General features: G+C 72.8%; 16 protein-coding genes. 5 read left to right on the forward strand and 11 right to left on the reverse strand.

Translation table 11 applies throughout. The annotated features are described in order from the left end of the window. Positions 1–42: 42 nt before the first annotated feature. From ACGFIB_RS21185 to ACGFIB_RS21205, 5 genes are all read right to left on the reverse strand, one after another. A complete protein-coding gene (locus ACGFIB_RS21185) occupies positions 43–2277 on the reverse strand; it encodes a dynamin family protein (protein WP_393374225.1) in 2235 nt (744 codons plus the stop codon). 74 nt (positions 2278–2351) lie between these two features. Further along, positions 2352–3584 carry a uroporphyrinogen-III C-methyltransferase gene (gene cobA, locus ACGFIB_RS21190; RefSeq protein WP_393374228.1) on the reverse strand — a complete coding sequence of 411 codons (1233 nt, stop codon included), beginning with the start codon at positions 3582–3584 and terminating at the stop codon, positions 2352–2354. Between the two features lie 127 nt (positions 3585–3711). Next, positions 3712–4797 carry a nicotinate-nucleotide--dimethylbenzimidazole phosphoribosyltransferase gene (gene cobT / locus ACGFIB_RS21195; RefSeq protein WP_393374231.1) on the reverse strand — a complete coding sequence of 362 codons (1086 nt, stop codon included), beginning with the start codon at positions 4795–4797 and terminating at the stop codon, positions 3712–3714. Between the two features lie 22 nt (positions 4798–4819). Next, on the reverse strand, positions 4820–6025 hold the full coding sequence (locus tag ACGFIB_RS21200) for a sirohydrochlorin chelatase (RefSeq protein WP_393374234.1): 1206 nt from the start codon (positions 6023–6025) through the stop codon (positions 4820–4822). Between the two features lie 224 nt (positions 6026–6249). Beyond that, positions 6250–7338, reverse strand: a complete 1089-nt coding sequence (locus ACGFIB_RS21205; protein ID WP_357263730.1) for a GNAT family N-acetyltransferase — start codon at positions 7336–7338, stop codon at positions 6250–6252. A 134-nt stretch (positions 7339–7472) separates the two neighbouring features. On the opposite strand from ACGFIB_RS21205, the gene ACGFIB_RS21210 reads away from it, so the two are divergent. Together ACGFIB_RS21210 and ACGFIB_RS21215 are read left to right on the forward strand one after the other, a co-directional pair. Continuing rightward, a complete protein-coding gene (locus ACGFIB_RS21210; RefSeq protein WP_142572188.1) occupies positions 7473–7892 on the forward strand; it encodes a DUF2795 domain-containing protein in 420 nt (139 codons plus the stop codon). Between the two features lie 9 nt (positions 7893–7901). After that, positions 7902–8975, forward strand: coding sequence for a baeRF2 domain-containing protein (locus tag ACGFIB_RS21215; RefSeq protein ID WP_357244937.1), 1074 nt, complete (start codon positions 7902–7904; stop codon positions 8973–8975). A 12-nt stretch (positions 8976–8987) separates the two neighbouring features. Here ACGFIB_RS21215 and ACGFIB_RS21220 read toward each other — a convergent pair whose 3' ends face one another. From ACGFIB_RS21220 to ACGFIB_RS21230, 3 genes are read right to left on the reverse strand one after another with little or no spacing between them, the layout of a single operon-like run. Continuing rightward, the gene (locus tag ACGFIB_RS21220) at positions 8988–9599 is read right to left on the reverse strand and encodes a LutC/YkgG family protein (protein WP_357244939.1); all 612 of its coding nucleotides are present in this window, start codon (positions 9597–9599) and stop codon (positions 8988–8990) included. Next, positions 9596–11035: a lactate utilization protein B gene (locus tag ACGFIB_RS21225; RefSeq protein ID WP_393374238.1), complete on the reverse strand. Its 1440-nt coding sequence runs from the start codon at positions 11033–11035 to the stop codon at positions 9596–9598. Before ACGFIB_RS21225 ends, ACGFIB_RS21220 begins: the two co-directional genes overlap by 4 nt. After that, complete coding sequence (locus ACGFIB_RS21230; RefSeq protein WP_357244943.1) at positions 11032–11769, reverse strand: (Fe-S)-binding protein; 738 nt, start codon at positions 11767–11769, stop codon at positions 11032–11034. The genes ACGFIB_RS21225 and ACGFIB_RS21230 overlap by 4 nt, the downstream gene beginning before the upstream one ends. Positions 11770–11860: 91 nt before the next feature. Here ACGFIB_RS21230 and ACGFIB_RS21235 point away from each other — a divergent pair, with 91 nt between their 5' ends. Beyond that, positions 11861–12613: a FadR/GntR family transcriptional regulator gene (locus tag ACGFIB_RS21235; RefSeq protein ID WP_393374241.1), complete on the forward strand. Its 753-nt coding sequence runs from the start codon at positions 11861–11863 to the stop codon at positions 12611–12613. A 54-nt stretch (positions 12614–12667) separates the two neighbouring features. Here ACGFIB_RS21235 and ACGFIB_RS21240 read toward each other — a convergent pair whose 3' ends face one another. Then, complete coding sequence (locus ACGFIB_RS21240; protein WP_393374243.1) at positions 12668–13378, reverse strand: CTP synthase C-terminal region-related (seleno)protein; 711 nt, start codon at positions 13376–13378, stop codon at positions 12668–12670. A gap of 75 nt (positions 13379–13453) precedes the next feature. Between ACGFIB_RS21240 and ACGFIB_RS21245 the strand changes: the two genes are divergently transcribed. Next, positions 13454–14296 (forward strand): LysR family transcriptional regulator, encoded by an 843-nt coding sequence (locus tag ACGFIB_RS21245; RefSeq protein WP_393374246.1) that lies wholly within the window; start codon positions 13454–13456, stop codon positions 14294–14296. A gap of 44 nt (positions 14297–14340) precedes the next feature. Here the strand turns inward: ACGFIB_RS21245 and ACGFIB_RS21250 are convergent, their stop codons facing one another. Next, positions 14341–14811: a hypothetical protein gene (locus tag ACGFIB_RS21250; protein ID WP_142572196.1), complete on the reverse strand. Its 471-nt coding sequence runs from the start codon at positions 14809–14811 to the stop codon at positions 14341–14343. Between the two features lie 364 nt (positions 14812–15175). Here ACGFIB_RS21250 and ACGFIB_RS21255 point away from each other — a divergent pair, with 364 nt between their 5' ends. Further along, positions 15176–18034: a helix-turn-helix transcriptional regulator gene (locus ACGFIB_RS21255; protein WP_393374251.1), complete on the forward strand. Its 2859-nt coding sequence runs from the start codon at positions 15176–15178 to the stop codon at positions 18032–18034. Between the two features lie 1158 nt (positions 18035–19192). On the opposite strand, the gene ACGFIB_RS21260 is transcribed toward ACGFIB_RS21255, so the two are convergent. Then, complete coding sequence (locus ACGFIB_RS21260) at positions 19193–22858, reverse strand: DNA polymerase III subunit alpha (protein ID WP_393374254.1); 3666 nt, start codon at positions 22856–22858, stop codon at positions 19193–19195. Between the last annotated feature and the right edge of the window lie 84 nt (positions 22859–22942).

Consider the following 22942-nt stretch of genomic DNA (forward strand, 5'->3'; position numbering starts at 1 on the left):
TGCCGGAGACGTACCCGAGCGTGATCTGCCGGATCGGCTGCGTCATCGTGCGACCTCGAGGTTGTACGTTGCCTGGTAGAGCCGCGTCGCCGCGGCCTCGTCCGGGATCCCGGCGCTGTCGAGCACGTCGACATACCGGAGGGTCTCCTCGTCGAAGAGCAGGCCGACGCGGGCGCGCAGATCGCTGCGGGCCTTGGCGCTGATGTTGCGCAGCGACTCGGCGCCGAGCAGGCCGCGCAGCAGCCGCTGGGGCAGTGCGCCGGCGCCCGCGCCCGCCGGCGCGTCCGTGGCGCCGTAGCCAAGCAGGCCGATCATGAAGATCAGCGAGAGCGACTCGACATCGAACGAGATCAGCTTGGCCACCGACCGCTTGGTCACGCCCTCGGTGCGGATCAGCTCGGTGACGTGGTCCTGCCAGGCGGCGATGGTCCTGGTGGTCCTGCGGGCGATCTCCTCCGCCGGGCGGCCGAGCCCCGGAGTCGCGGCCAGGCGGTCGCCCGCGCCCGCCCGCTGCCGCCAGCGCGCCACCGCCTCCTCGGTGGCCTGCTGGACGGCCGAGTTGACCAGCGCTTCGAGGCCCGCCCGCACGGCGGCCCTCAGCCCGCGCACCCGCTCGGGGCCCTGCGAGTGGCCCTTGCCCCCGCGGCGCAACCGGAGGGTGCGCATGAGGTCGCCCGAGCCGGCGAAGTCCTGCCACCGGGCGAGCACCTCCCCGCGCAGCAGCGAGCCGTCCCTGGTCGCCTCGTCGATCCGCGCCAGGGCGCCCATGTAGGCCGCGTCGACGTCGGAGCGCAGATCGGCGCGCAGGGCGACCTGGGTCTCAAGGTGCCGGGCGAGCGCGGGCAGCCGGGTGCGGAAGCTGTTCAGCACGCCGTTCAGCGTCGCCTTGACCGCCGCGTCCCGCCGCTCGTCGTCGACGGACAACGCCGACAGCCACATGCGGAGATCCGCGATCTCGATCTCGGGCAGCCGCCCGTCACGTACGGACGTCTCGTTGATGACGAAGCGTTCGACCTCGCCCAGGCCGTACTCGTGCAGCATCCGGCCGAAGTGCTTCACGACGACCTCGCGGGACCTCGGCGGCACGCGGGACAGCACGATGACCAGGCGCGCCCCGCGTTCCTTGGCCCGGCGCAGCAGGCTCCAGGACGGCGCATCGGCGTACCGGGACGCCGTGGTGACGAAGACCCACAGGTCGGCGGCGTCCAGCATGCGGTGCGCGATCTCGTGGTGCTCCTCCACGACCGAGTCGATGTCGGGCGTGTCGAGCAGCGCGATTCCCCGGGGCAACGACGGGCTCGACGTCAGCACCACGCTGTCAGCCGGGGCGTCCCGTGTGGGTTCTGCGAGCCTTTCCACGCCTCCGAGAAGATCTCCGCGCGCATACCACTCGCGGTTGTCGGGGTGGCAGACGATCAAGGGCGTCGACGTGGTCGGGCGGCGTACTCCCGTGGCCGAGACCCTCCCCCCGGCGAGCGAGTTGACGATGGTGGACTTGCCCGCTCCCGTCGAGCCGGCCACGGCGATCAGCGCGGGTGCGGTGCTCATGTGGACGCGCGGGATGACGTAGTCGTCGAGTTGCGCCAGGACCGCCGCCTGCGCCTTGCGCGCCTCATCGGAGCCCGGCACGTCGAGACCGAAGTGCAGGCCCTTCACCGCCGTGCGGAGCTGGTTGAGCGCCTCGGTCAGCGCCGCCGAGACCGGCTCTGGCATCGCGAATGAACCGGCCCGATCGCCGTCGGGATCGTCGCCGTCAAGCTCGTCGGTGTCGGGATCGTCGGTGTCTGGATCGTCGGCGGCGTGCTCCGTGCCCTCGGCGTGCTCTGTGTGCTCGGCCCGCTCTGTGCCCTCGGCGTGCTCTGTGCTGTGCTCGGGGTTCTCGGCGGGCTCAGCGTGCTCGTCGGCGTCTTCAGCGCCCTCCGGGCCGTCCTCAGGGTCCGCCGAGTAGTCGGCGTCCGCCGGGCCTTCGGCGTCCGCCGAGTCGTCGGCGTCTGGTGCGTCCTGTTCGCCGTCGCCGGCCGCCGGCCCGCCGTCGGTCTCCTCGGCCGCCGCGTCGGTCGGGGCCCTGCCGGGCCCGGCGGGCCGTACGGGGTCGTCCTCGGCCTCGGGGACGTCCTCATGGGAGGGCTCGCCCTCGGTCGCGTCCACGGCGAACCCGGCGTACGGCCGCCCGCCCGGACCCGAGTGAGGCGAAGTGAGCTCCGGCGCGGGCTCGTCGTCGCGAATCGGGCGGAACGCGATGGTCTGCTCACCCGGCGACTCCGGGTGCTGCGCCATGTCCGGCTCCTCGGTCACAGCATCGCCGGAACCCGCCCCGGCCCCGTGGTCGGGCGTGTTCCTGGCTGCCGATCTCACGGGACCCGCTCCGCTCGCACCATTTCGATCTCCTGGCCGACCTTGACGACCTCGCCGACGATCACGATCGCCGGAGGCCGCACTCCGGCCGCGGTCATCCGTTCCGCCACAGTCGACAACGTCGCGGCAACGGCTCGCTGGGTCGGAAGAGTACCGTCCTGTACCACCATCACGGGAGTTTCCGGTGAACGTCCGTCTCGGACCAGCGTTTCGGCGATCTCCTTGATCCTTTCGACCGCCATGAGAAATATCAGGGTTCCCGTCGATCGCGCCAATCCGGGCCAGTCGACGGTGGACGCGGGGTCGTCGGGCGCGACGTGCACGGAGATGACGTGGAACTCCTGGCTCACCCCACGATGGGTGACCGGGACTCCGGCCGCCCCGGGCACCGCGACCGCGCTGGTGATCCCGGGCACCACGATCACCGGGATGCCCGCCCGGGCACAGGCGATCATCTCCTCGCCGCCCCGGCCGAAGACGAACGGATCCCCGCCCTTCAGCCGTACGACGAACCTGCCCTTGCGGGCGTGCTCGATGAGCAGTTCGTTGATCTTCTCCTGGGGCAGCGACCGGCCGTAGGGCACCTTCGCCGCGTCGATCAGCTCGACGTCGGGCGACAGCTCGTCCAGGAGCGCGCGGGGCGCGAGGCGGTCGGCCACGACCACGTCGGCCTGGGCCAGGAGCTGGCGTCCCCGCACGGTGATCAGGCCGGGGTCGCCGGGACCGCCGCCCACCAGTGCGACACCGACCGGCTTGGTGCGGTGCCGCCGGGCGTCCACGGTGCCGTCGCGCAGCGCGCCCACGATCGCGTCGCGGATGCCGGCCGCCCGGCGGGGATCGCCACCGGCGGTGACCGCCACGCCGACCTCGTCCACCCGCCCGCTGGCGGGGGTCCAGGCCGCGGAGGCGTCCTTGTCGTCGGCCCGCACGCACCAGATGCGCTTGGCCTCGGCCTCGGCGGCGACCGCGGTGTTGACGTCGCGGTGGTCGGTGCAGGCGTGCACCAGCCAGGCACCGTCGCAGTCGCCGACCTGGTAGGGCCGCCGCTCCCAGGTCACCCGGCCCGTGGCGATGAGATCGTCCAGCGCCGGGGTGACACTGGGCGAGACCAGGGTGACGGAGGCCCCGGCGTCGAGCAGTGCGGGGATCCGTCGCTGAGCGACGTGTCCGCCGCCGACCACGAGCACACGCCGCCCATCGAGGCGGAGGCCGAGCAGGTAGGGCGCCATGACCCCTGTCTCCCTATCGCGTCAAGCGTGCATTGTTAGGAGGCAAACCTACCCGCTGGGCTCGGGCGACATTCACGGGATGAGACTTGTGAGTCCACGGGGCGGTCGCCCGCGCCCCGCGCGGCGCTCACTCGCCCTTGTCCGCCACGCCCGCGGAGTCGAAGGTGGCGACCTCGTGCATGACCCGCGCCGCCGCGCTGACCAGAGGGTGGGCGAGCAGCCCGCCGGTTCCCTCCCCGAGGCGCAGCCGCAGGTCGACGAGCGGGTCGAGGCCCAGGTGGGCCAGCGCGACCGCGTGACCGGGCTCGGCCGAGCGGTGCCCGGCCAGGCAGTAGCCGATCGCGTCGGGCGCGAGCGCGCCCGCCACCAGGGCCGCGGCTCCGGCGATCACCCCGTCGAGGATGACGGGCACCCGGGCCGCGGCGGCGCCGAGCACGAAACCGGCGATCGCCGCGTGCTCCAGGCCGCCGACCGCCGCGAGCACCCGCAGCGCCTCGTCGGGCCCGGTGGGTACGGCTGCCGCCTCGGTGATCCCGTTGGCCCGCAGGCCCCGCCGTACGATTTCGATCTTGTGCTCATAGGTGGCGTCGTCGACGCCGGTCCCCCGGCCGGTGACCCCGGCGGCGGGCCTGCCGGTGAAGGCGCAGATGAGGGCGGCCGACGCGGTGGTGTTCGCGATGCCCATGTCGCCGGTGACGAGGCAGCGCCCACCCGCGTCCACCAGGTCGCGGGCGACCTCGATTCCGGCCGCCAGGGCGGCGGTGGCCTGCTCCCGCGTCATCGCGGGCCCCTGCGACAGGTCGGCCGTGCCGTACGCGACCTTGCGGGCGAGCAGCCGGGGCGCGGGCGCCAGGTCAGCCGCGACGCCCACGTCCACCACGGTCACCGACGCGCCCACCTCGGCGGCGAAGGCGTTGGCGACCGCTCCTCCCGCGGTGAAGTTGGCCACCATCTGCGCGGTGACCTCCTGCGGCCAGGGGCTGACCCCCTGCGCGTGCACGCCGTGGTCGGCGGCGAAGATCGCCAGGGCGGCCGGGACCGGGAGCGGCGGCGGGCACGTCCCGGCGATGCCGGCGAGCCGCACCGCGACGTCCTCGAGCACTCCGAGCGAGCCGCTGGGCTTGGTGAGCCTGTCCTGGTAGGCCCTGGCCTCCGTCATGGGGCCGGGCTCGACCGGGCGGATGGCGCCGATCGTCTCGCCGAGGGACGTCATGCTCTCTCCTTCTGCGCGGCGGCTACACCGCGCTGGCGATTCCGGGCTGGGGGAGCGGCCCGTCCGGCGCATCGCCGCGGGGCTCCTCCCCCGCCTCGCCGCGGCCGGCCACGCCGATCATGCTATCGGCCTCGATCTCGCCGTCCGTTTCCGGTTCCGGCGTCCCGGCGCCGAGCGTATCGGCGTCGAGCGCCTCGGCGCCGAAGACGCCCACGCCGAGCGACTCCAGCTCCAAGGGCGCAGGGTCGGCAGGCTCGCGGCTCAGCGGCTCTGCGCCGGCGTTCCGGGTCGCGTCCAGCCGAGCGCCGATGTCGGTCACGCGGCCGGCGCCGTTCCCGGCGTAACCCGCGGCAGGCCTATGCCCCGGGGGGAACGGCCGGGCCGGCGACAGCACCGCGGACGGGCGGCGCGCGGCCGGCGCCGAGGACTGGCCGCCTCCGGCGAGGGCCTCCTCATACCTGTCGATCACCACGTCGGCGAGGCCCTCGCAGTCACCGATCACCTCGGCGCAGCGGATGTCGAGGCCCTCGTGGTTGGCGCCGTACGCCAGCGCCTGCGCCCAGATGCGTTCGAGGACTCCGCCGGCGAACAGGACGTACGGCAGGACGATCACGCGCTTGGCGCCGAGCCTGCGGCAGCGCTCCAGGCCGCCCGGCACGCCGGGGCGGGTGTGCGACACGTAGGCGGTCTCCACGGTCAGCAGGTCGGGGGCGTGGGTCTCCCAGAACAGCCGCGAGACCCGGTGGACCTCGGCGTTGACGGCGGGGTCGGTGGAGCCGTGCCCGACCAGGACGACCGCGGTCTCGCCGGGCGCGATCTCGGCGGGCGGCTCGTCGGCCACGAACCTCGGCATCTCGGCGCGGGCGTCGGCGAGCCGCTCCGCGAGCAGCTTGAGCACCCGCGGGTCGGGCCCGAGGGGGCGGCCGAGGTCGTATTCGAGCGTGGGGTGCCGCTCCTGCTCCAGGGCCATGGTGCCGGGGATGTCCCCGAGCGCGCGCCGGTCGCCGGTCAGGCTGAGCGGCACAGCGATCAGGTGGTGGTGCCCCCGGGCCACGAGAGAGGCGATGGAGTCGCCGAGCGGGGGGCGGGCGTTCGTGATGAAGCCGCCGCTCACCTCGGCGGGAAGCCCGTCGAGGCGGCAGCGAAGGCGGTGAACGAACCTGCCGAACTCGGCGACGCCGGTCTCATCGTGGGTGCCGTGGCCGATGAGCAGCAGCGGCGGTTTCATCTAGCTGATCTCCCCTGCAGTTGACCTGCGTGTCGTTCACAATCCCCCGCCCCTGCCCCCGATCCGGGCCGGCGCCGCCCGTGCGCATGCCCGGACGGAGTCTCCCGCTTCTGGACGCGCGCTCACCGGCCTGCGGGAGGGTCACGGCTGGCGAGGATAGCCTTCCGGCCCCCAATCATGGTGGCCGCTTGACCGATGGCACAGGGACTAGGGGGATTCTTTACCTATTGCCAGGAAATTTCCCCGTTGAGCATGCCGAACAGGACGGCGTCGGCCCAGCCCCCCGGGATCGGCAGCACCTGCCGCATGATGCCCTCCTCGATGAACCCGGCCCTCCTCGCGACCGCCTGACTCGCGCGGTTGCCCGTCGCGACCAGCAGGTGAACCCGGTGGAAGCCGAGGTCGAACAGGTAGGCCGCCGCCAGCTGCGTGGCCTCCACCGCGTACCCCTTGCGGCGGGCCCACGGCGCGATCCAGTACCCCAGTTCGGCGTCCCCGCGTTCGTGGTCCTCACGCTGCACGCCGATGGCTCCGGCGAGCCGTTCCCCGTCCTTCGGCTGTATCGCGAAGTTGCCACCATAGCCGGGGCCGTTCGCGTGCGCGAGCCGGGTGCACCACTCCAGCGCGCGCTCCAGCGTGTAGCCCTCGGCCCACGGCATCCAGCGGGCGATCTCGGAGTCGCCCTTCACCGCCTCGACGACGTCGAAGGCGTCCCGCCGGGCGAACGGCCGCAGGACCAGCCGCTCGCTCTCGATCCTGCGGCGCGGGACCCAGCGCTCGTCGCCGCGCAGCCGGCCGAAGACCACCAGGTCGTGCGGGCCGTCGTCCTCGAATCCCGCGCCGCGGAGCAGTCCCTCACGGGTGAAGCCGGCCTTCTCCGCGACCCTGACCGACGCGAGGTTGTCGGCGTTGGCCCGCAGCTCGATCCGCCTCAGCGGGCCCTCCCCGAGCAGGCGGCCGACGAGCCCGCGGACCGCCTCGGTCGCGTAACCCCGGCGGCGGTAGGCGGGGTGCACGCCGTATCCCACCTCCGCGGTGCCCGCGCCCCACAGGGTCTTGAAGACGCTGATCGACCCGACCACGCCGTCCCGCGCGTGCATCGCGAGGTGGATCCCCTGGCCCGAGCGCCACAGTTCGTGCACGCCGTGGGACAGCCACTGGGCGATCGCGGACGGGTGCCCTGGCGCGCCCGGCGGCAGCGCGGTGGGGTGCGCGCCGTCCTCGATGACGGCTCGCACCTGGCCCGCGTCCCCAGGCCCGAACGGCCGCAGGATCAGCCGTTCGGTGTTGATCGTCAGCCGCTCGTCGAACAATGCGTCACTCCATCACATAAGCGGATTTTTCGCCCGCCGCAGATTATGTGGGGCACAGCCTCACCTGGCCCGATGTTTGGGGCAGGCGGTCCGGGTACGAGGCACGTCAGTGACCCTAATCGGGAGGTGAGGTCATGAGTATCCAACGCGGCAGCGCCAAGCACGGCCGCCGGATCGACGAGGAGCAGAAGCACGAGACGCAAGGCCTCGTGCAGGGCGGCGGAACCAGCCGGGCGGAGGAGTGGCGCGAACCCGAGCCGACGCAGCAGCCAGAAGAGGACATGTCACCGCCGCGCCGGCAGCCGCCCGGCCGCGAACCCGGGACCCCGCTCGGCATCACCCCCGCCGACGTCGAGCGCCGCAGCCACCTCGCCACCTGGCTCAGCGACACCGGTTTCCCCGCCGACCCGGCCAAACTACTCGCCCACGCGGAACGCAAGAACGCCCCCGAGGCCGTGATCGACGCCGTACGGCGGCTGCCCGACATGAGGTTCCACAACATCGGGGAGGTGGCGGAGGCGCTCGGACTCGGAGTGGAACGGCAGCGCTGGTAGGGAGGGCCCGTGAGACTGGACTTCATTCGCCGGCTGTACGAGCGGGGCGGCCCGTACGCCTCGGTGTACGCGGACACCGACCGGTCCTCCGAGGGTGCGGCCAGCGTGATCCAGCGGCGGTGGGCCCATCTCAGGGAGCGGCTCGCCGAGGAGGGAGCGCCCGCCTCGGCCCTCGACCCCATCGGCGAGCTGCTGCTCGATTCCGGGTGGGCCGCTCCCGGACGCGCCGCCTTCGCCGTGGAAGGCGCGGTGCTGCTCACCGAGCCGCTCGCCGCCCGGCCGCGCCGCCAGACCGCGCGGTGGTCGCCGCTTCCCCACGTGGTGCCGCTGCTCGCGCAGCGCGGCGAGCACGTCCCGCACGTCGAGGTGCTGGCCGACCGGGCCGGAGGCGACGTCGCCGTCGTGGCCGACGGGCGGCGGCGCGAGCTGACGGTGGAGGTGGCGGACCAGGACCGGCCGCTGCAGAAGACCGGCCAGGGCGGCAGGTCGCAGGCCAACTTCGACCGGGAGGTCGAGGAGGGCTGGCGCCGCAACGCCGTGGCACTCGCCGAGGTGGTCGAGAAGGAGGCGCACGGCATCGGCGCGGAGGTCGTGGTGCTGGCCGGCGATCCCAAGGCCCGCGCTCTCGTGACCGACCACCTCGCCAAGGACGTCCTACGGCGGCTGACGGTGGCCGAGCGCGGCAGCCGCGCCCCGGGCGCCGACCTGGACCACTTCCGGCAGGAGGTCGAAAGGGCCTGCCGGGCCTGGACGGATCGGCGCTGCGAGGAGCTGCTGAACACGTACGCCGCGGGCAACGCCGTGACCGGACTGACGGAGACGGCGCGCGCGCTGCGCGACCGGAGGGTGGGCGCGGTGCTGATGCACGACGACCCGTCCTCCACGGCCACGATGTGGATCGGGCCCGAGCCCACGCAGTTGTCCACCGACCCGGAGGAGCTGGCCGCCTGGGGGGTCGAGGAGCCCATGCGGGAACGCGTGGACGCCGCCCTCGCCCGGGCGGTCGCCGCGACCGACGCCGAGCTGTGGTTCGTCCCGCGCCTCGAGTCGCCCGACGGGATCGGCGCGCTGCTGCGCTTCTGACCGCGCCGTGGCTCAGTCCACGATCAGCACTTCGAGCGTGCGCGGGCCGTGGACGCCCTCGACCCGGTTCAGCTCGATGTCGCTGGTCGCCGAGGGGCCGCTGATCCAGGTCTGGGGCCGCGCGGGGGCGAGCCGGGCGACGGCGTCCGGCACCCCCGCGACGACCTGGGCGGCCCGCACCACGCACAGGTGATAGTCGGGCACCAGCGTGAGCGCCCGCCGGCCCTGGCCCGGCCCGGTGTCGAGGACGATAGTGCCGGTCTCCGCGATCGCGACCGCGCAGGTGGTGACCACGCCGTCCACGGCGTCGAGGTCGGCGGCGCTCAGCGGCGGGTCGTCGGCGACCGCCTCCACGTCCGCGACGGCGAGCCATCGCGGGGGGAACCCCGCGGGCACGACGACCCGTCGCGCCCCGCGCCCGGCGAGAGACAGCGCGACGCGCTCCGGCACACCCGCCTCGTCCACGAGGTGGACGACGGCGCGGTAGTCGCGCACCCGCTCCTCGAACAGGCGGATGTCCCCCGGCGTCTGCGAGGGCCCGCGATAGGCGCGGGTGATCTCGACGTCGGGCGCGCCCGCCAGGGCGCGGCGGACCCGGGCGAGGATCAGGTCGCGGGAGCTCATCGGCGTCCTCCGTCCGTGCGGTCCCACCAGGCGCGGAACGACTCTTCCGGCACCTCGGGGAGGTCCCTGGTGTCGGTCCAGCCGCCGAGCGGCCCCGGCAACCGCCGAGGGATGAGCCGGTGCGGCCCACGGGGCGTGAGCCGGCGCAGCAGTCCCCCGGCCCGCTGCAGGCGCGCCAGCCGTCCCGACCGCTCGAACACCCATCCGGCCGCCGCCATCCCGGCGCGCTCCGGCCAGGGGTGGCGGGCCCGGGTCCGCAGGTGCACCAGCACGGACGGGATGTCGATGGCCACCGGGCAGACCTCGTAGCAGGCGCCGCACAGCGAGGAGGCGTACGGCAGCGAGCGGTCGAGCTCGGAGCCCATGCCGCGAAGCTGCGGCGTCAGGATCGCCCCGATCGGCCCGGGATAGACCGACCCGTACGCGTGGCCGCCCACCCGCTCGTACACCGGGCAGACGTTGAGGCAGGCCGAGCAGCGGATGCAGCGCAGCGCCTGCCGCCCCACCTCGTCGGCGAGCACGCCGGTGCGGCCGTTGTCGAGCAGCACGAGGTGGAACTCCTGGCCCTCGGCGGCGCCGGTCCACATCGAGGTGTAGGGGTTCATCCGCTCCCCGGTGGAGCTGCGGGGCAGCAGTTGCAGGAAGACCTCCAGGTCGCGCCAGGTCGGCAGCACCTTCTCTATGCCGACCACGCTGATCAGCGTGCGCGGCAGCGTGAGGCACATGCGGCCGTTGCCCTCGGACTCCAGCACGACCAAGGTGCCGGTCTCGGCGATCGCGAAGTTGGCCCCGGAGATCGCGACCTTGGTCTTCAGGAAGCGCTCGCGCAGGTGGAGCCGGGCCGCGTCGGCCAGCGCGGCGGGGTCGTCGGTCAGGTTTTCGGGGGCGGGCCGGCCCCAGCCGGACATGTGCTCGGCGAAGATCTCCCGGATCTCCGCGCGGTTGCGGTGGATCGCGGGAACGAGGATGTGCGAGGGCCGGTCGTCGCCCAGTTGCACGATGAGCTCGGCGAGGTCGGTCTCGTAGGCGGTGATGCCGTGCTCCAGCAGCGCCTCGTTGAGGCCGATCTCCTGGGTGGCCATCGACTTGACCTTGACGACCTCGGTCTCGCCCGTGGCCTTCACCAGCTCGGTGACGATCCGGTTGGCCTCGGCCGCGTCGGCGGCCCAGCGGACATGGCCCCCGGCCGCCGTGACGGCCTCCTCCAGTCGCACCAGGTATCTGTCGAGGTTGCGGAGCGTGTGCTCCTTGATCGCCCGGCCGGCCTCGCGCAACTCGGCCCAGTCGGGCGCCTCCGCGACGACGCTCGCCCGCTTGGCCCTGATCGTCCGAGTCGCCTTGCGCAGGTTGAACCGCAGCTGCGAGTCCCGCAGGGCTCCCGCCGCGTTGCGCGGGAAGGGCCGGGTCGCCGGCATCCCGAGGAAGGTGACGCTCATCGGACCCCCGCCGTTTCGGTCGCGCACAGGATCTCGGCCAGGTGCATCACCCGCACGCCCGACTTCTGCCGGCCGAGCATGCCGCCGATGTGCATGAGGCAGGAGTTGTCGGCCGCGCACAGCACCTCGGCGCCGGTGTCGAGGACGGCCCGCACCTTGTCGGCGCACATCGCCGCCGACACGTCGGCGTTCTTCAGCGCGAAGGTGCCGCCGAAGCCGCAGCACTCCTCCGCGCCCGGCAGCGGCACCAGTTCGAGCCCCTTGACGTGGCGCAACAGCGTCAGCGGACGGTCGCCGAGATGGATGCCGCGCAGGGAGTGGCAGGTCGGGTGGTAGGTGACCCGGTGCGGGAAGTAGGCCCCCACGTCGGTCACCCCCAGCACGTCGACCAGGAACTCGGTCAGCTCGTACGTCTTCGGCACGACCTGCGCCGCCGCGTCGGCGAAAGGACCGGACGACCCGGCCAGCTTCGGATACTGCTCGCGGATCATGGCCGCGCACGAGCCCGAGGGGACGACGACCGCGTCATAGCCGCGCAGCGCCGCCACGCTGCGCCGGGCCAGCCGTACGGCCTCGTCCCGGTAGCCGGTGTTGGCGTGCATCTGGCCGCAGCAGGTCTGGGCGCGGGGGAAGTCGGCCTCGACGCCGAGACGACGCAACAGGCGCACGACCGCCCGCCCGGTGTCCGGGAAGAGCGTGTCGTTGACGCAGGTGACGAACAGGGCTACCCGCACATGCCCTCCCGGCGTGTATGGTCAGACCAAATATGGTCAGACCATACATCCTGGTCTGCCCCCGGCGACACCGGCATCACGAGGAGCCGTAGTGACCACCGACGAACGCCGGCGTCCCGACGCCCGCCCGCGCGCCTTCGAGGAGGTGCTCGCCCGCATCGAGGAGCGGATCGGGGCCGACGGCCTGACCGTGGGCGACCGGCTGCCGGGCGAACGGCAGCTCGCCGAGCAGCTCGGCGTCGGCCGGTCGTCGGTCAGGGAGGCGCTGCGCGTGCTGGAGACCCTCGGGGTGGTCGCGTCGCAGGCCGGGCGGGGCCCGGACGCCGGGGCGGTGCTCACCTCCCGCCCGGGAAACGCGCTCACCGACCTGCTCCGGCTGCATCTCGGCCTCGCCACGCTCTCGATGCGCGAGGTGATCGACACCCGGCTGATGATCGAGCAGTGGGCCGCGGCCCGCGCGGCGACGGCCACCGCGGCGGCCAACGCGGCGGCGGAGGCGCGCACCGCCGAGGCAGAGACGGCGACGGCGCGGATGGCGGAGGCGGTCGCGGCCATGGACGCCGCCCGCGACCCCGCCGAGTTCGTCGAGCACGACATCGCGTTCCACCTGGCCCTCGCGGAGGCGGCGGGCAACCGGCTGATCGTGGCGGTCATGCGGGCGCTGCGCGACGCCCTGCGCCGCTACGCCGTGGACGCGGTCGTACGGCTCGGCGACACCGGCGGCCTGCAGGACGACCACCGGCGCATCCACCGGGCGATCGAGGACGGCGACGCCGGAGCCGCGGCGGCCGCGGTCGCCGAGCACCTCGCACGCGCCTATCCGGACTCCGGCCCGGATTCATAGAACGCGTTCCGATCACGCGTGTGGCCGACGATCCGAGACCCGGGCCGGACCACCTCAGAGCCGTACGGAATCTGGTCCTCGGCTGAGCGCCGCCCGGTCGGCGGCAGCGGCGGCGAACGCGCGCACGAGCGGATGGGGCCGCTGCTCGGCCAGCTCGGGCTGGAACAGCGTGACCAGGTAGAAGGGGTGGCCGGGCAGCTCGGCCACCCGCGTCTCCCCCTCCTCGTCGTGACCGGTGAAGCGCAGGCCGTGGGCCTCCAGGGTCTCCAGATAGGCGGGATCGGGGCCGTAGGAGCAGAAGTAGCGCTCCACGGTCCGGCCGGCGCCGACGATCCGCTCGGCCAGTGAGCCGGGGACGAGCCGCACCGCCGCCTCGTGCCCGGCGAGGGAGCAGGCGAGCTGTCTGATCAGCGGGTCCGGGGCGTCCGGGTCGTTCTCCGCGTGGCTCACGCTCAGCCCGCACACGTTGCGGGCGTACTCGAGCAGCGCGTGCTGGAAACCGGCGCAGGTGCCGAGCAGCGGGATCGCGTTCTCCCTCGCGGTCCTGGCGGCCGTGATCGCGCCCTGCTCGCTGCGGTAGGGGCTGCCGGGCAGGATCCAGACGCCCTCGAACCCGCCGAGATCGCCGACCTCGTCGGTCCTGATCCAGTACGCGTCGAGGTCCAGCCCCTCCCGCTCCCGTAGTGCGTCGAGGATGAGCGGGATGCGGGTGTGGGAGCGTACGGCGGGTGACCGGTCGCCCACCAGCGCGATGCGGGGTCTCATGACCTCCATGCTGGCGACCTGTGAACTTAATGACAAATGATGATTTCTGCGGTCCCCATAAGCGATTCTGATGTCGTGGATCCTCATCTGCTGCGCACGTTCGTGACCGTGGTCGCCGAGGGGTCGTTCTCGGCCGCCGCGGATCGGCTCGGCTACACCCAGCCGGCGGTGTCCCAGCAGATCGCCGCGCTGGAGGCCGACCTCGGGGTGCCGCTGCTCACCCGCCGCCCCGTACGGCCGACCCGGGCGGGCGAGCGCCTGCTGGAGCACGCGGGGCCGCTGCTGCTGCGACTGCGAGCCGCGCGGGCGGACGTGGCACGGCTGTCCGCGCAACCGCGGACCCTCACCGTCGCCGCGGGCCCGCTCACCCTCACGGCCGGTACGGCGGCGGCGCTGGCCGGGGTGACGACGCTGCGTATCGCCTGTGCGGCGGCGGCCGTGGCGCTGGTGGCCTCGGGCGAGGCCGACCTCGCGCTGGCCGACGGCCCGGCCGCGCCCTCCGACCCGCTGAACCTCCCCGACACGGGACCGCTCACCACCGTCGGCGTGCGGGAGGAGGAACTGGTGGTCGTGCTGCCGGAGGGGCATCCGCTGGCGGGCCGGACCGGACTGCGTCTGGACGACTTGGCCGACGCCCTGTGGGTGGACGCGCCGGAGGTGATGCCGCTCGACCGCCTGCGCGCGGCGGCACGGCTCGACGGGCTGCGGCACGGCATCCGTTACGAGGGCCACGACCCGGCCGTCGCGGCGCGCCTGGCCGCGGCCGGGCACGGCCTGACCCTGCTGCCCGCGTCCGCCGCGCCGTTCGGGGTGCGGGTGCCGCTGGTCGCGCCGAGAATCGTCCACCGGGTCGAACTGGTGCACGCGGCCCTCCCGCCGGGCCCCGCCGCCGAGGTCGTCCGCGCGCTCACGTCCTGAGCCCGCCCTGAAGGGGAGCAGCGGTACTTCGCGCGGTGACGGAATCAGCCGGACAGGTCGCCCACCGCGTCGGCGTAGTAGACCGACCCGCCGAGGTGGAAGGCGACCTGGCGGAGCGTCCAACCATCCCCCGGCGAGTGGTCGAGCTGCTCCGGAGTCAGCGCCTCCAAGCGGGCCGTCCAGATCCGGGCGAGCCGGGTGAGCCTGCTGCGGGCCTCGTCGTGGTCCTGCTCGGTGAACGGGGCGAGATCGGCCGCGGTCGTGATCATGGATGCGTGCCAGTGGTCGGGCAGGGGCGCGCGGCCGGCCAGCCGGTCCTCGATCTCCGCCAGGTGGTCCACGAGGTGATCCGCCACCCGGCGGATCGCCTTGTGCGGGGTGTAGATCCGGTCCTCCGACGGCACCGGACGGCCGTCCCAGGCGGTCCAGGTCGCCGCCAGGCGGAGCACATGGTCGATCATCTCGGTCACGACCCGCGCGGGCTCTCGATCGTCGGTCAGCGGGGCGTCGGTCATGTGCGGCCTCCAGGGTGCGAGGGGATGTGCCCGTGCAGGCTAGGGCCGTGTCGTTCGACGCCCGCCGAAAGATCCTGCCGAGTCCGGAAACAGGCGACCGTGCCATCCGAGGCGATCGCCCAACTCCCGGCCAACCGTGATCACGACGGGAAAGATCTGGATCGACGGACAGGTGAAATCGGATATCGGCTCATGAGGATGCCGCATGGTGGAGAGAGTTAAAGAGGATGAATCCAGGTAGAAGCCTTGCATTCGTGAGTGGGTGACGGCTTGCCCGCAAAGGGGATGTCACGACGACGGAGGCCCCGCAGGCTCCTCCGGCCTCGCACTTGACACGGCCGACATTTGGGTGATTTATGGATTTATGGGGCATTTGGCCGATGCCGATCATATAACTGATGAAGGGTCCGATTTCTGTCGATCATCGTGGCCCGGCTGGCGTGGCCGCGCCCGGGAGTGGACGATCATCACCGGATTACTGCAGGAAGCCCAGGCAGGCCGGGGCGCCGTCCTACTGGTCGAAGGCCGGTCAGGCATCGGGAAAAGCCGCATGCTCCACATAACGACCACCGCGGCAGCGAGGGCCGGGCTAGGAGTCGCACAGGGCGCGGCGGACGAACTCACCCAGCTGATCCCCCTCGCTCCGCTCACAACAGCGCTCGGGAACACCAGCCGCGTGCTCCCCCCGACCTCTCACATCAACCTCTGCGGTCAAGCCGACCAACGACTGCTGCTCGTAGAACAACTGCAGGGACAGCTGGAACACCGGGTGGCCCAGAAACCGACACTCCTCGCGCTGGACGACCTGCACTGGGCCGATCCGATCACTCTGCTGGCGCTGCGGTCGATGACCAGAGACCTCGCCTCCTACCCACTGGTCTGGATGCTGACCCGCACGACCGGCAGCGCCGACTGCCCCCGCCTCAACCGCCTGTACGACCTGCTGGAACATGACGGCGCCATCCGGATCACGCTGGGAGCCCTGGACCGGCAAGCCGTGACGGACGTCATCACCGACATCCTCGGAGCCACACCCGAGCCGGACGTGCTGGCCCTGGCCGGCATAGTCGACGGCAACCCCTTCCTGCTCGTCGATCTCCTCGAGAAGTTCAAAAGCGAGGGCGTCTTCCACATCACCGAAGGTCATGTGCGGATGGCGGCGTCCCCGCCGCGTACTCACGCGATCATGCAGGAACGCCTGGAAGGGCTGTCCGCACGAACCAGGTATCTGCTTCAGTGCGCCGGGATCTTAGGTCGCTCGTTCTCAGTGAAGGACCTGACCGAAATGCTCGGCGAACCGACCAACACTCTGCTGCCGATGCTGGAGGAGGCGATGTCGGCGGGCATCATCGAACCCGCCGGAGGCGAACTCGCGTTCCGGCACGACCTGCTGTGGCAGGCGGTGGTCAAAACCATCCCCGACTCCGTACGCCGGGCCATGCACCACGACGCGGGAAAGATGCTGCTCAAACGTGGCGGGTCGGCTGTTCCCGCCGCTGCGCACCTCATCCACAGTGCCGGCCGCGGTGATACGCCCGCGCTGCTCGGGCTCGACCGAGCGGCGCGCGAGGTGCTGCGGTCCTCACCGCAGACCGCCGTCGACCTCGCCCTACGAGCACTTGAACTCAGCGACTCCACCGACCCCGACTGGTTCGGTCGCGCCGCCACAGCCGTCGACGCCCTGACGGTCATCGGACGGCTGCCCGAGGCGGCCGATCTCGCCCGTTCCGCACTCGGCAGGGCCCCGCCCCGCCACGCCCCCCGCCTGCGATGCGCGCTGGCGCACATCCTGCTGTTGAGCGGCCGACCAGCCGATGCGATATCCGAGACCGAAAACCTGCTCACCCAGAAAGACATCCCCGATGACCTTCGCGGCATCGCCGAATGGACGATGTTCTGGGCGCTTACCTGTCTGAACGACTTCCGGAAAGGACGGCGGCAGGCGGAAGCCGTTCTGGCCGATCGCGAGCGGCACGCCGATGCCGCGGTCGTCGGAGCACTCCTGCTGCTCGCTCAGTTCGCCATGGCCGATGGGCGGATCGCCGACTCGTTCACGCACCTTTGCGAAGCCCTGCGCATCACCGACCGCGGCGCCGTCGAAGCCATCCAGCGCCCGTATACGCGCCTGATACTGAGCCTCTACTACAGGGCCATGCGCGAGTTCGACGCGGCCGACATCGCCATCCAGGCCGCCGAGGAAGAGATCAACGACCTCGGGCTGACCGTGCTCGCCGCACAACCCGCGCTGTTCCGCTCCGTTCTGCACCTGGGCACCGGCCGACTCGACGACGCCGCCGCCGAGGCCCAGGCCGGGAGCATGACCGCCGAAGAACTCGGCACCCACGGGTTCATCCGCGTCGGGCTGTCCATACTCGCTGTCATCGCCCTGCGGCAGGGCGACATCGACGCCGCGGTCCGGCACATCGAACGCTTCCAGTCCATCCAGGCCGCGCCCGAGATGTTGTACGGATCCGTGTGGGAGAAGTGGGTGATGGCGGCGGTGGCCGAAGCCCAGGGTGATCCCGGGCGCGCGGTCGACATACTCGACGCCATCTACACCGACGAGGAGAAGCGGCGCTGGGCACTCCTCACGACGCCTCTCACGGCCGCCTGGATGACCCGGCTGGCCCTGGCCGCGGCGAACCGTCCATATGCGCGGGCCATCCTTGACACGGCCGAGTACCTGGCCCGGAACAACCCGGACTACCCCGTCTTCTCCGTCACGTTCGCTCACGCCCGCGGCCTTTTCCACCAGGACCCCGGTGCGCTGGCCGCCGCCGCTGATCAACCCGAACCGTGGGCACGCGCCCTGGTCGCCGAAGACCTCGGCGTCCTGCTGGCCACCACGTCCGGCACCGATGCCACCGCGAAGGCCGTCGACAGCCTGGATGAGGCGCTCGACGGCTATGAGCGCATCGGTGCGCTCTGGGACGTGGCCCGGGTGCGAGCCCGGCTGCGGGCGCTTGGTGTGCGGCGCCGCCACTGGGGCCAATCCCAGCGGCCGGCCTTCGGATGGGAGAGCCTCACCGACACAGAACGCGCCGTCGCCAGCCTGATCATCAGGGGGATGACCAACCGCCAGATCGCCCAGCGGATGTTCCTGTCGCCGCACACGGTGTCCACCCACCTTCGCCGGATGTTCGGCAAACTCAACATCGCGTCCCGCACCGAGCTGGCCCGAATCGTCGCCGAAATGTGCCCCGAGCTCATCAAGGATGGTTAAGCGGGTCTTCACGGTGGAGCGGGGTTGCGCTCTCGCTTGATCGCTGAGCGTGATCGCCGTTTTGTTGCTGTTCGTTGCGGGCGCCGAGTCGTGCGGGTGGAGGCGTCGCGGGAGCGATTCTCCCAGTGACCCCCAATCAGCCTCGAACTAAAGAAGAGCCGCAAATGCCGTAGACCACCCTTCCTCGCGAGGTGATCCCGGACCGGATTAGCGCGATCGCGGACGGGATAAGAGTGAGGCAGGTCACACACCCGGCGCGGGGGGAGAACACATGCGGTCCACGTCGTCAGCGGTGAGCCGGGCGGCCGCCGGCGTGTACGCGGCCCTCGCCGCCCAGGTCGTCTCGGTGGCCGCGCTCGCCGTCTTCGAGGAGACCCGGGGCACGCGGCTGGCCACGCAGATCGCGGCCTTCGGCGGCGATCCCGCCTCCCCGGCCGCCCGCACCGTCAGCGGCGCGGCGACGACGTTCGCCGTGCTGGTCCTGGTGGTGATCGGCGCCACCGTGGCGTGCGCCGCCGCCTACCTGTCCTGGCTGCGGCGGGTGCGCCCGGCCACGCCGCCCGTCGCGCTCGCGGCGGCGTGCCTCGTGCCCGGAGTCAACCTCGTGGTCCCGCCGTTCCTCGCCGACCTGGCCTGGCGCGAGGGCCCGGCGGGCCGTACCCGGCGAAGCGGCGGCCCTGTGCACAACGGCGGGCCTGTGCGAAGCGACGTCCCTGTGCGAAGCGGCGGCGTCGCGCGGGACGAGCCGTACAGCGGCAGGGACCGGACGCGGTGGCTGGTCGTCCTCGCCTGCTGGTGGGTGAGCTGGCTGGCCGCGCTCGGGCTGGTGTTCGCCGGCCCGGCCCGGGACGGGCTGACCGGCCTCGGTACGGCGCAGGCCGCCGCGGTCGCCGTCGCGGCGCTCCTGTGCGCCTCGGCCGTCCGCGAGGTCACCGCCCGGCACACCGGCGCCGGACGCAAGCCGGCGGCGCGGCCCGCCGTCCGGCCGCAGGTCCGCCTCGGCAACGGCGAACGGCCGTCCGGCATGCCGACAACACCCACGGCACCCACGGCACCCACCGCACCCACCGCACCCACCGCACCCACCGCACCGGCAGCACCGGGAGCACCGGCGGGAAGCCGGGCGGGCGCCGCCCTCGCGGACGGCGGCGGGGAGGATCACCGGCCGGGCGGCGGCCCGGAGCTGCCGGAGCTGGCGTGCCAGAGCCGCCGCTGGGGCGCGGACGGGTTGCCGAGGAACCGCCCCTCGCGGACGGCCGGAGGGGCGCCGTTGTCGGAGTAGGGCGACACCCGGAAGCCGTTGCCGTACTCGATGGGCCGTCCGCCCACCCCGGCGCCGGGCACGGGCACCTCGCTGATCACGGCGCGTACGGCGTCGAGCCCCTGGGTCCGCCACACGCGGTCGAGGTCGGCGAGGTTCCAGCAGTGGACGGCGCGCAGCGAGACCGCCCTGCCCCCGGTGCGCCGCACCACTCCCCTGGCGGCGAGCAGCCACGACCCGAACACGGTCGCGGCCGTGTGCGCCTGCACCGACTCGAAGAACGTCAGGTCGATCGGGCCGGTGGAGTCGTCCAGGGTGGTGAAGATGACCCGCTGCCCCGACCGCACGGCAGGCGTCTGAGTGGCGACCTTCACCCCCGCGACCAGGATCTCCGCACTGTTGCGCTGCCCGAGCAGATCCCCGGCCCGCGTCACGCCGAGCGCGTCGAGCAGGTCGCGGTAGAAGTCCATGACGTGGTGGCTCACGTCCATGCCGAGGATCTCCAGCTCGGCCTCGACGGCCTCGGCCTCGCTCATCTCCGGCAGTTCTCCAGGCATGACATGTTCGGTGAACCCCATCGGAAGCTGCCCCGCCGCGCCCACCGGAGAGCCGCGGTCGAGCGCGCCGACCTGGGCGATCAGGTCGCGCCTGGTCAGCCGTCCCGGCCGCCAGCGCGGCTCCCCCGGCCGCAGGCCGTGCAGCGCGTCGAACCCGCCGACCTCCACGATCCGCTCGGCGATCGGCCGTGAGGGCCGGGCCCGCTCCCAGAAGTCCGCCAGCGAGGTGTAGGGCCGGCCCGCGACCATTCGGTCCACCTCGGCTTCGCTCACCCCCCGGACGGCCGAGAACGGCACCCGCAGGCCGTGTCCGCGGCCGAACCCCCCGGGACCGTCCTGCGCCGGATCCGTACGCTCGACCAGCCAGGTCTTCCCCGAGCGGTTGACGTCGAGGGGCAGGACGTCCACCCCGCACCGGCGGGCCTCGTCGAGGATGACCCGGCTCGGGTACATGCCGGGGTCGTGGGTGAGCACTCCCGCGAGGAACGCGGCCGTGTGGTGCCGCTTCAGCCAGGCCGACTGGTAGGTGGGCAGCGCGAACGCCGCCGCGTGCGCCTTGCAGAACCCGAACCCGCCGAACGCGTCGAGCACCTTCCACGCCTGCTCGACGACGTCGGGGGCGTAGCCGTTCTCCCTGGCCAGCGGCACGAACCAGGCGCGTACGGCCGCGCGGCCCTCCGGCGTCCCGAGGGCGCGGCGGGCCCGGTCGGCCTCCGACAGCCCCGACCCGGTCATGATGTCGATGACCTTCATGACCTGCTCGTGGAAGACGACCACCCCGTTGGTCTCCCTGAGCGCGTCGCGCAGCGACTCGTGCGGGTAGCGCGCCTCGCGGAAGCCGTGCCTGGTCTCCAGGTAGGGCGTGACCATGTCGGAGTTGACCGGTCCCGGGCGGAACAGCGAGATGTCCACGATCAGGTCGTGCATCGTGCGCGGCTCCAGCTTCGCGACCAGCTCGCGCTGCCCCGGCGACTCGATCTGGAAGCAGCCGATCGTGCGGCTGACGCGGATCATGTCGTAGGTCTCGGTGTCGTCGCGCGGGACGGCGTCCAGGTCGATCTTCCGGTTCTCGACCCGTTCGACCTCCTGGAGGGCGTACGCCAGGGCGGACTGCATGCGCACGCCGAGCACGTCGAGCTTGAGCAGGCCCGCCTCCTCGACGTCGTCCTTGTCGAACTGCGACATCGGGAACTCCAGCAGGCTGCGCTCGACCGGCGTGCGGTCGCGCAGCGTGGAGTTGCCGATCAGCACGCCGCAGGGGTGCAGCGCGATGTGCCGGGGCAGCCCGTCGAGCCGCTCCGCCAGGCGGAACACGGTCTCCAGCGACCGGTCGTTGAGCCCGCTGTCGCGCAGCTCCGGCAGGTCGGACAGCGCGGCCCTGATCTGCCTGGCCCGCACCTGCGGGAACGCCTTGGCGATGACGTCGATCTCGTGCGGCGGCAGGCCCATGGCGGCGCCGACGTCCCTGATCGCGCTGCGGGCGCGGTAGGTCTCCATCATCGACACGCAGGCCACCCGGTCCTCGCCGTACCTGTCGAGGATCGCGCGGTAGCAGTCGAGGCGGCGGGCCGACTCCACGTCGATGTCGATGTCGGGCAGGCCCTTGCGGCCCTCCGACAGGAAGCGCTCCATCAGCAGGCCGTGTTCGAGCGGATCCACCTCGCCGATGCCGATCAGGTAGTTGACCAGGCTGCCCGCCCCCGAGCCGCGGATCGCGCACCGCACGCCCATCCCCCGGATCATGTCCGTGATGCCGGCGACGGACGTGAAGTAGCCCGACAGCCGCTTCTTCTCGATGACGTGGAGCTCGGCGGCGAGCCGGTCGCGGGCCTCGGCCGAGCGCTCCAGGCCCCGCCGGGCCAGTCCCTCCTCACAGCGGCGCCGCAGCAGGGGCACCGGGTCCTCGCCGACCTCCGGCAGGTGGAGCCGGGGCCGCTCGGGGTCGAGCAGGGGCACGACCTCGACGGGGTCGAGCACGCACCGGTCGGCCACGCGGCGCGTCTCGGCCAGCAGCCGCGCGGCCCGGCCGGTGTCGCCGCCGCAGATCCGCGCGGCCACCCGGGCCATGCCGGCGCCGTCCTTGAGGTACGCGTGAGCCGTGGGGTCGTCGAGGTGCCGCCCGTCGAGGGGCACCAGCTTGCGCGCCGCGTCGAGCACGTTGCCGATCTGGTGGTCGGCGGCGTCCAGGTAGCGGACCGCGTTGGTCAGCACGACCGGCACGCCCATCGAGTCGGCCAGCCCGATCATGCGGGCGGCGGTGTTCGCGTCGCGGTAGCCGTACAGGTCGGAGACCTCGACGACCAGGTCGGGGACCACCGCGCGCCAGGCGGCCAGCAGGGCGCGGGCCTGGTCGTCGCGCCGCTCGGCCACCGCGCGGCCGACGCCGGAGCGGGGCCCGAGCAGCACGGTCAGCCGCGGCTCCCCGTCCGGGCCGGTCGCGTGCTCGGCCACCATCCCCGGCGTGACGTACGGCGCGCCGCGCTCCCCCGCGTAATGGGCGGCCGTGACCAGGCGGCACAGCGCGGCCCAGCCGTTCGTGCGCGCGAGCACGACGACCCGCGCCGGCTCGGCCGCCGTCCCTCCGCCGTGCCCAGGTCCGTGCCCGTGCCCGTGCCCAGGTCCGTGCCCGTGCCCGGGTTTGGGTCCGTGCCCGTGCCCGGGTTTGGGTCCGGTGCGGCGGCCGGACGGCAGGCCGCCTCCGAACAGGTCGTCCGGCGTGGAAGAACCCGGCGTGGAAGAACCCGGCGTGGAAGAACTCAGTGTGGAAGAACCCGGCGTGGAAGAGGCGCCGTCGAGGGCGAGATCTACCCCGACGACCGGGCGGACGCCCTGCTCGTGGCAGGCGATGACGTGCTTGACCGCGCCGTAGAGGCCGTCGCGGTCGGTCAGCGCCAGCGTGTCCATGCCGTGCTCGGCGGCCCGCCGGACGAGGGCGGCCGGGAACGCGGTGCCGTACCGCAGTGAGAAGGCGGACGCCACGTGCAGGTGGGCGAAGGCGTGCGTCACAGGCGCACCCCCGTCCGCCCCCCGGCCCGTCCGGCGTTCCGTCCTCCAGCGGCCCGTCCCCCGGTCGTGGGGAGCTGGAGCGTT

It is taken from the genome of Microbispora bryophytorum (genome assembly GCF_043197435.1).
Taxonomy (GTDB): Bacteria; Actinomycetota; Actinomycetes; order Streptosporangiales; family Streptosporangiaceae; genus Microbispora; species Microbispora bryophytorum.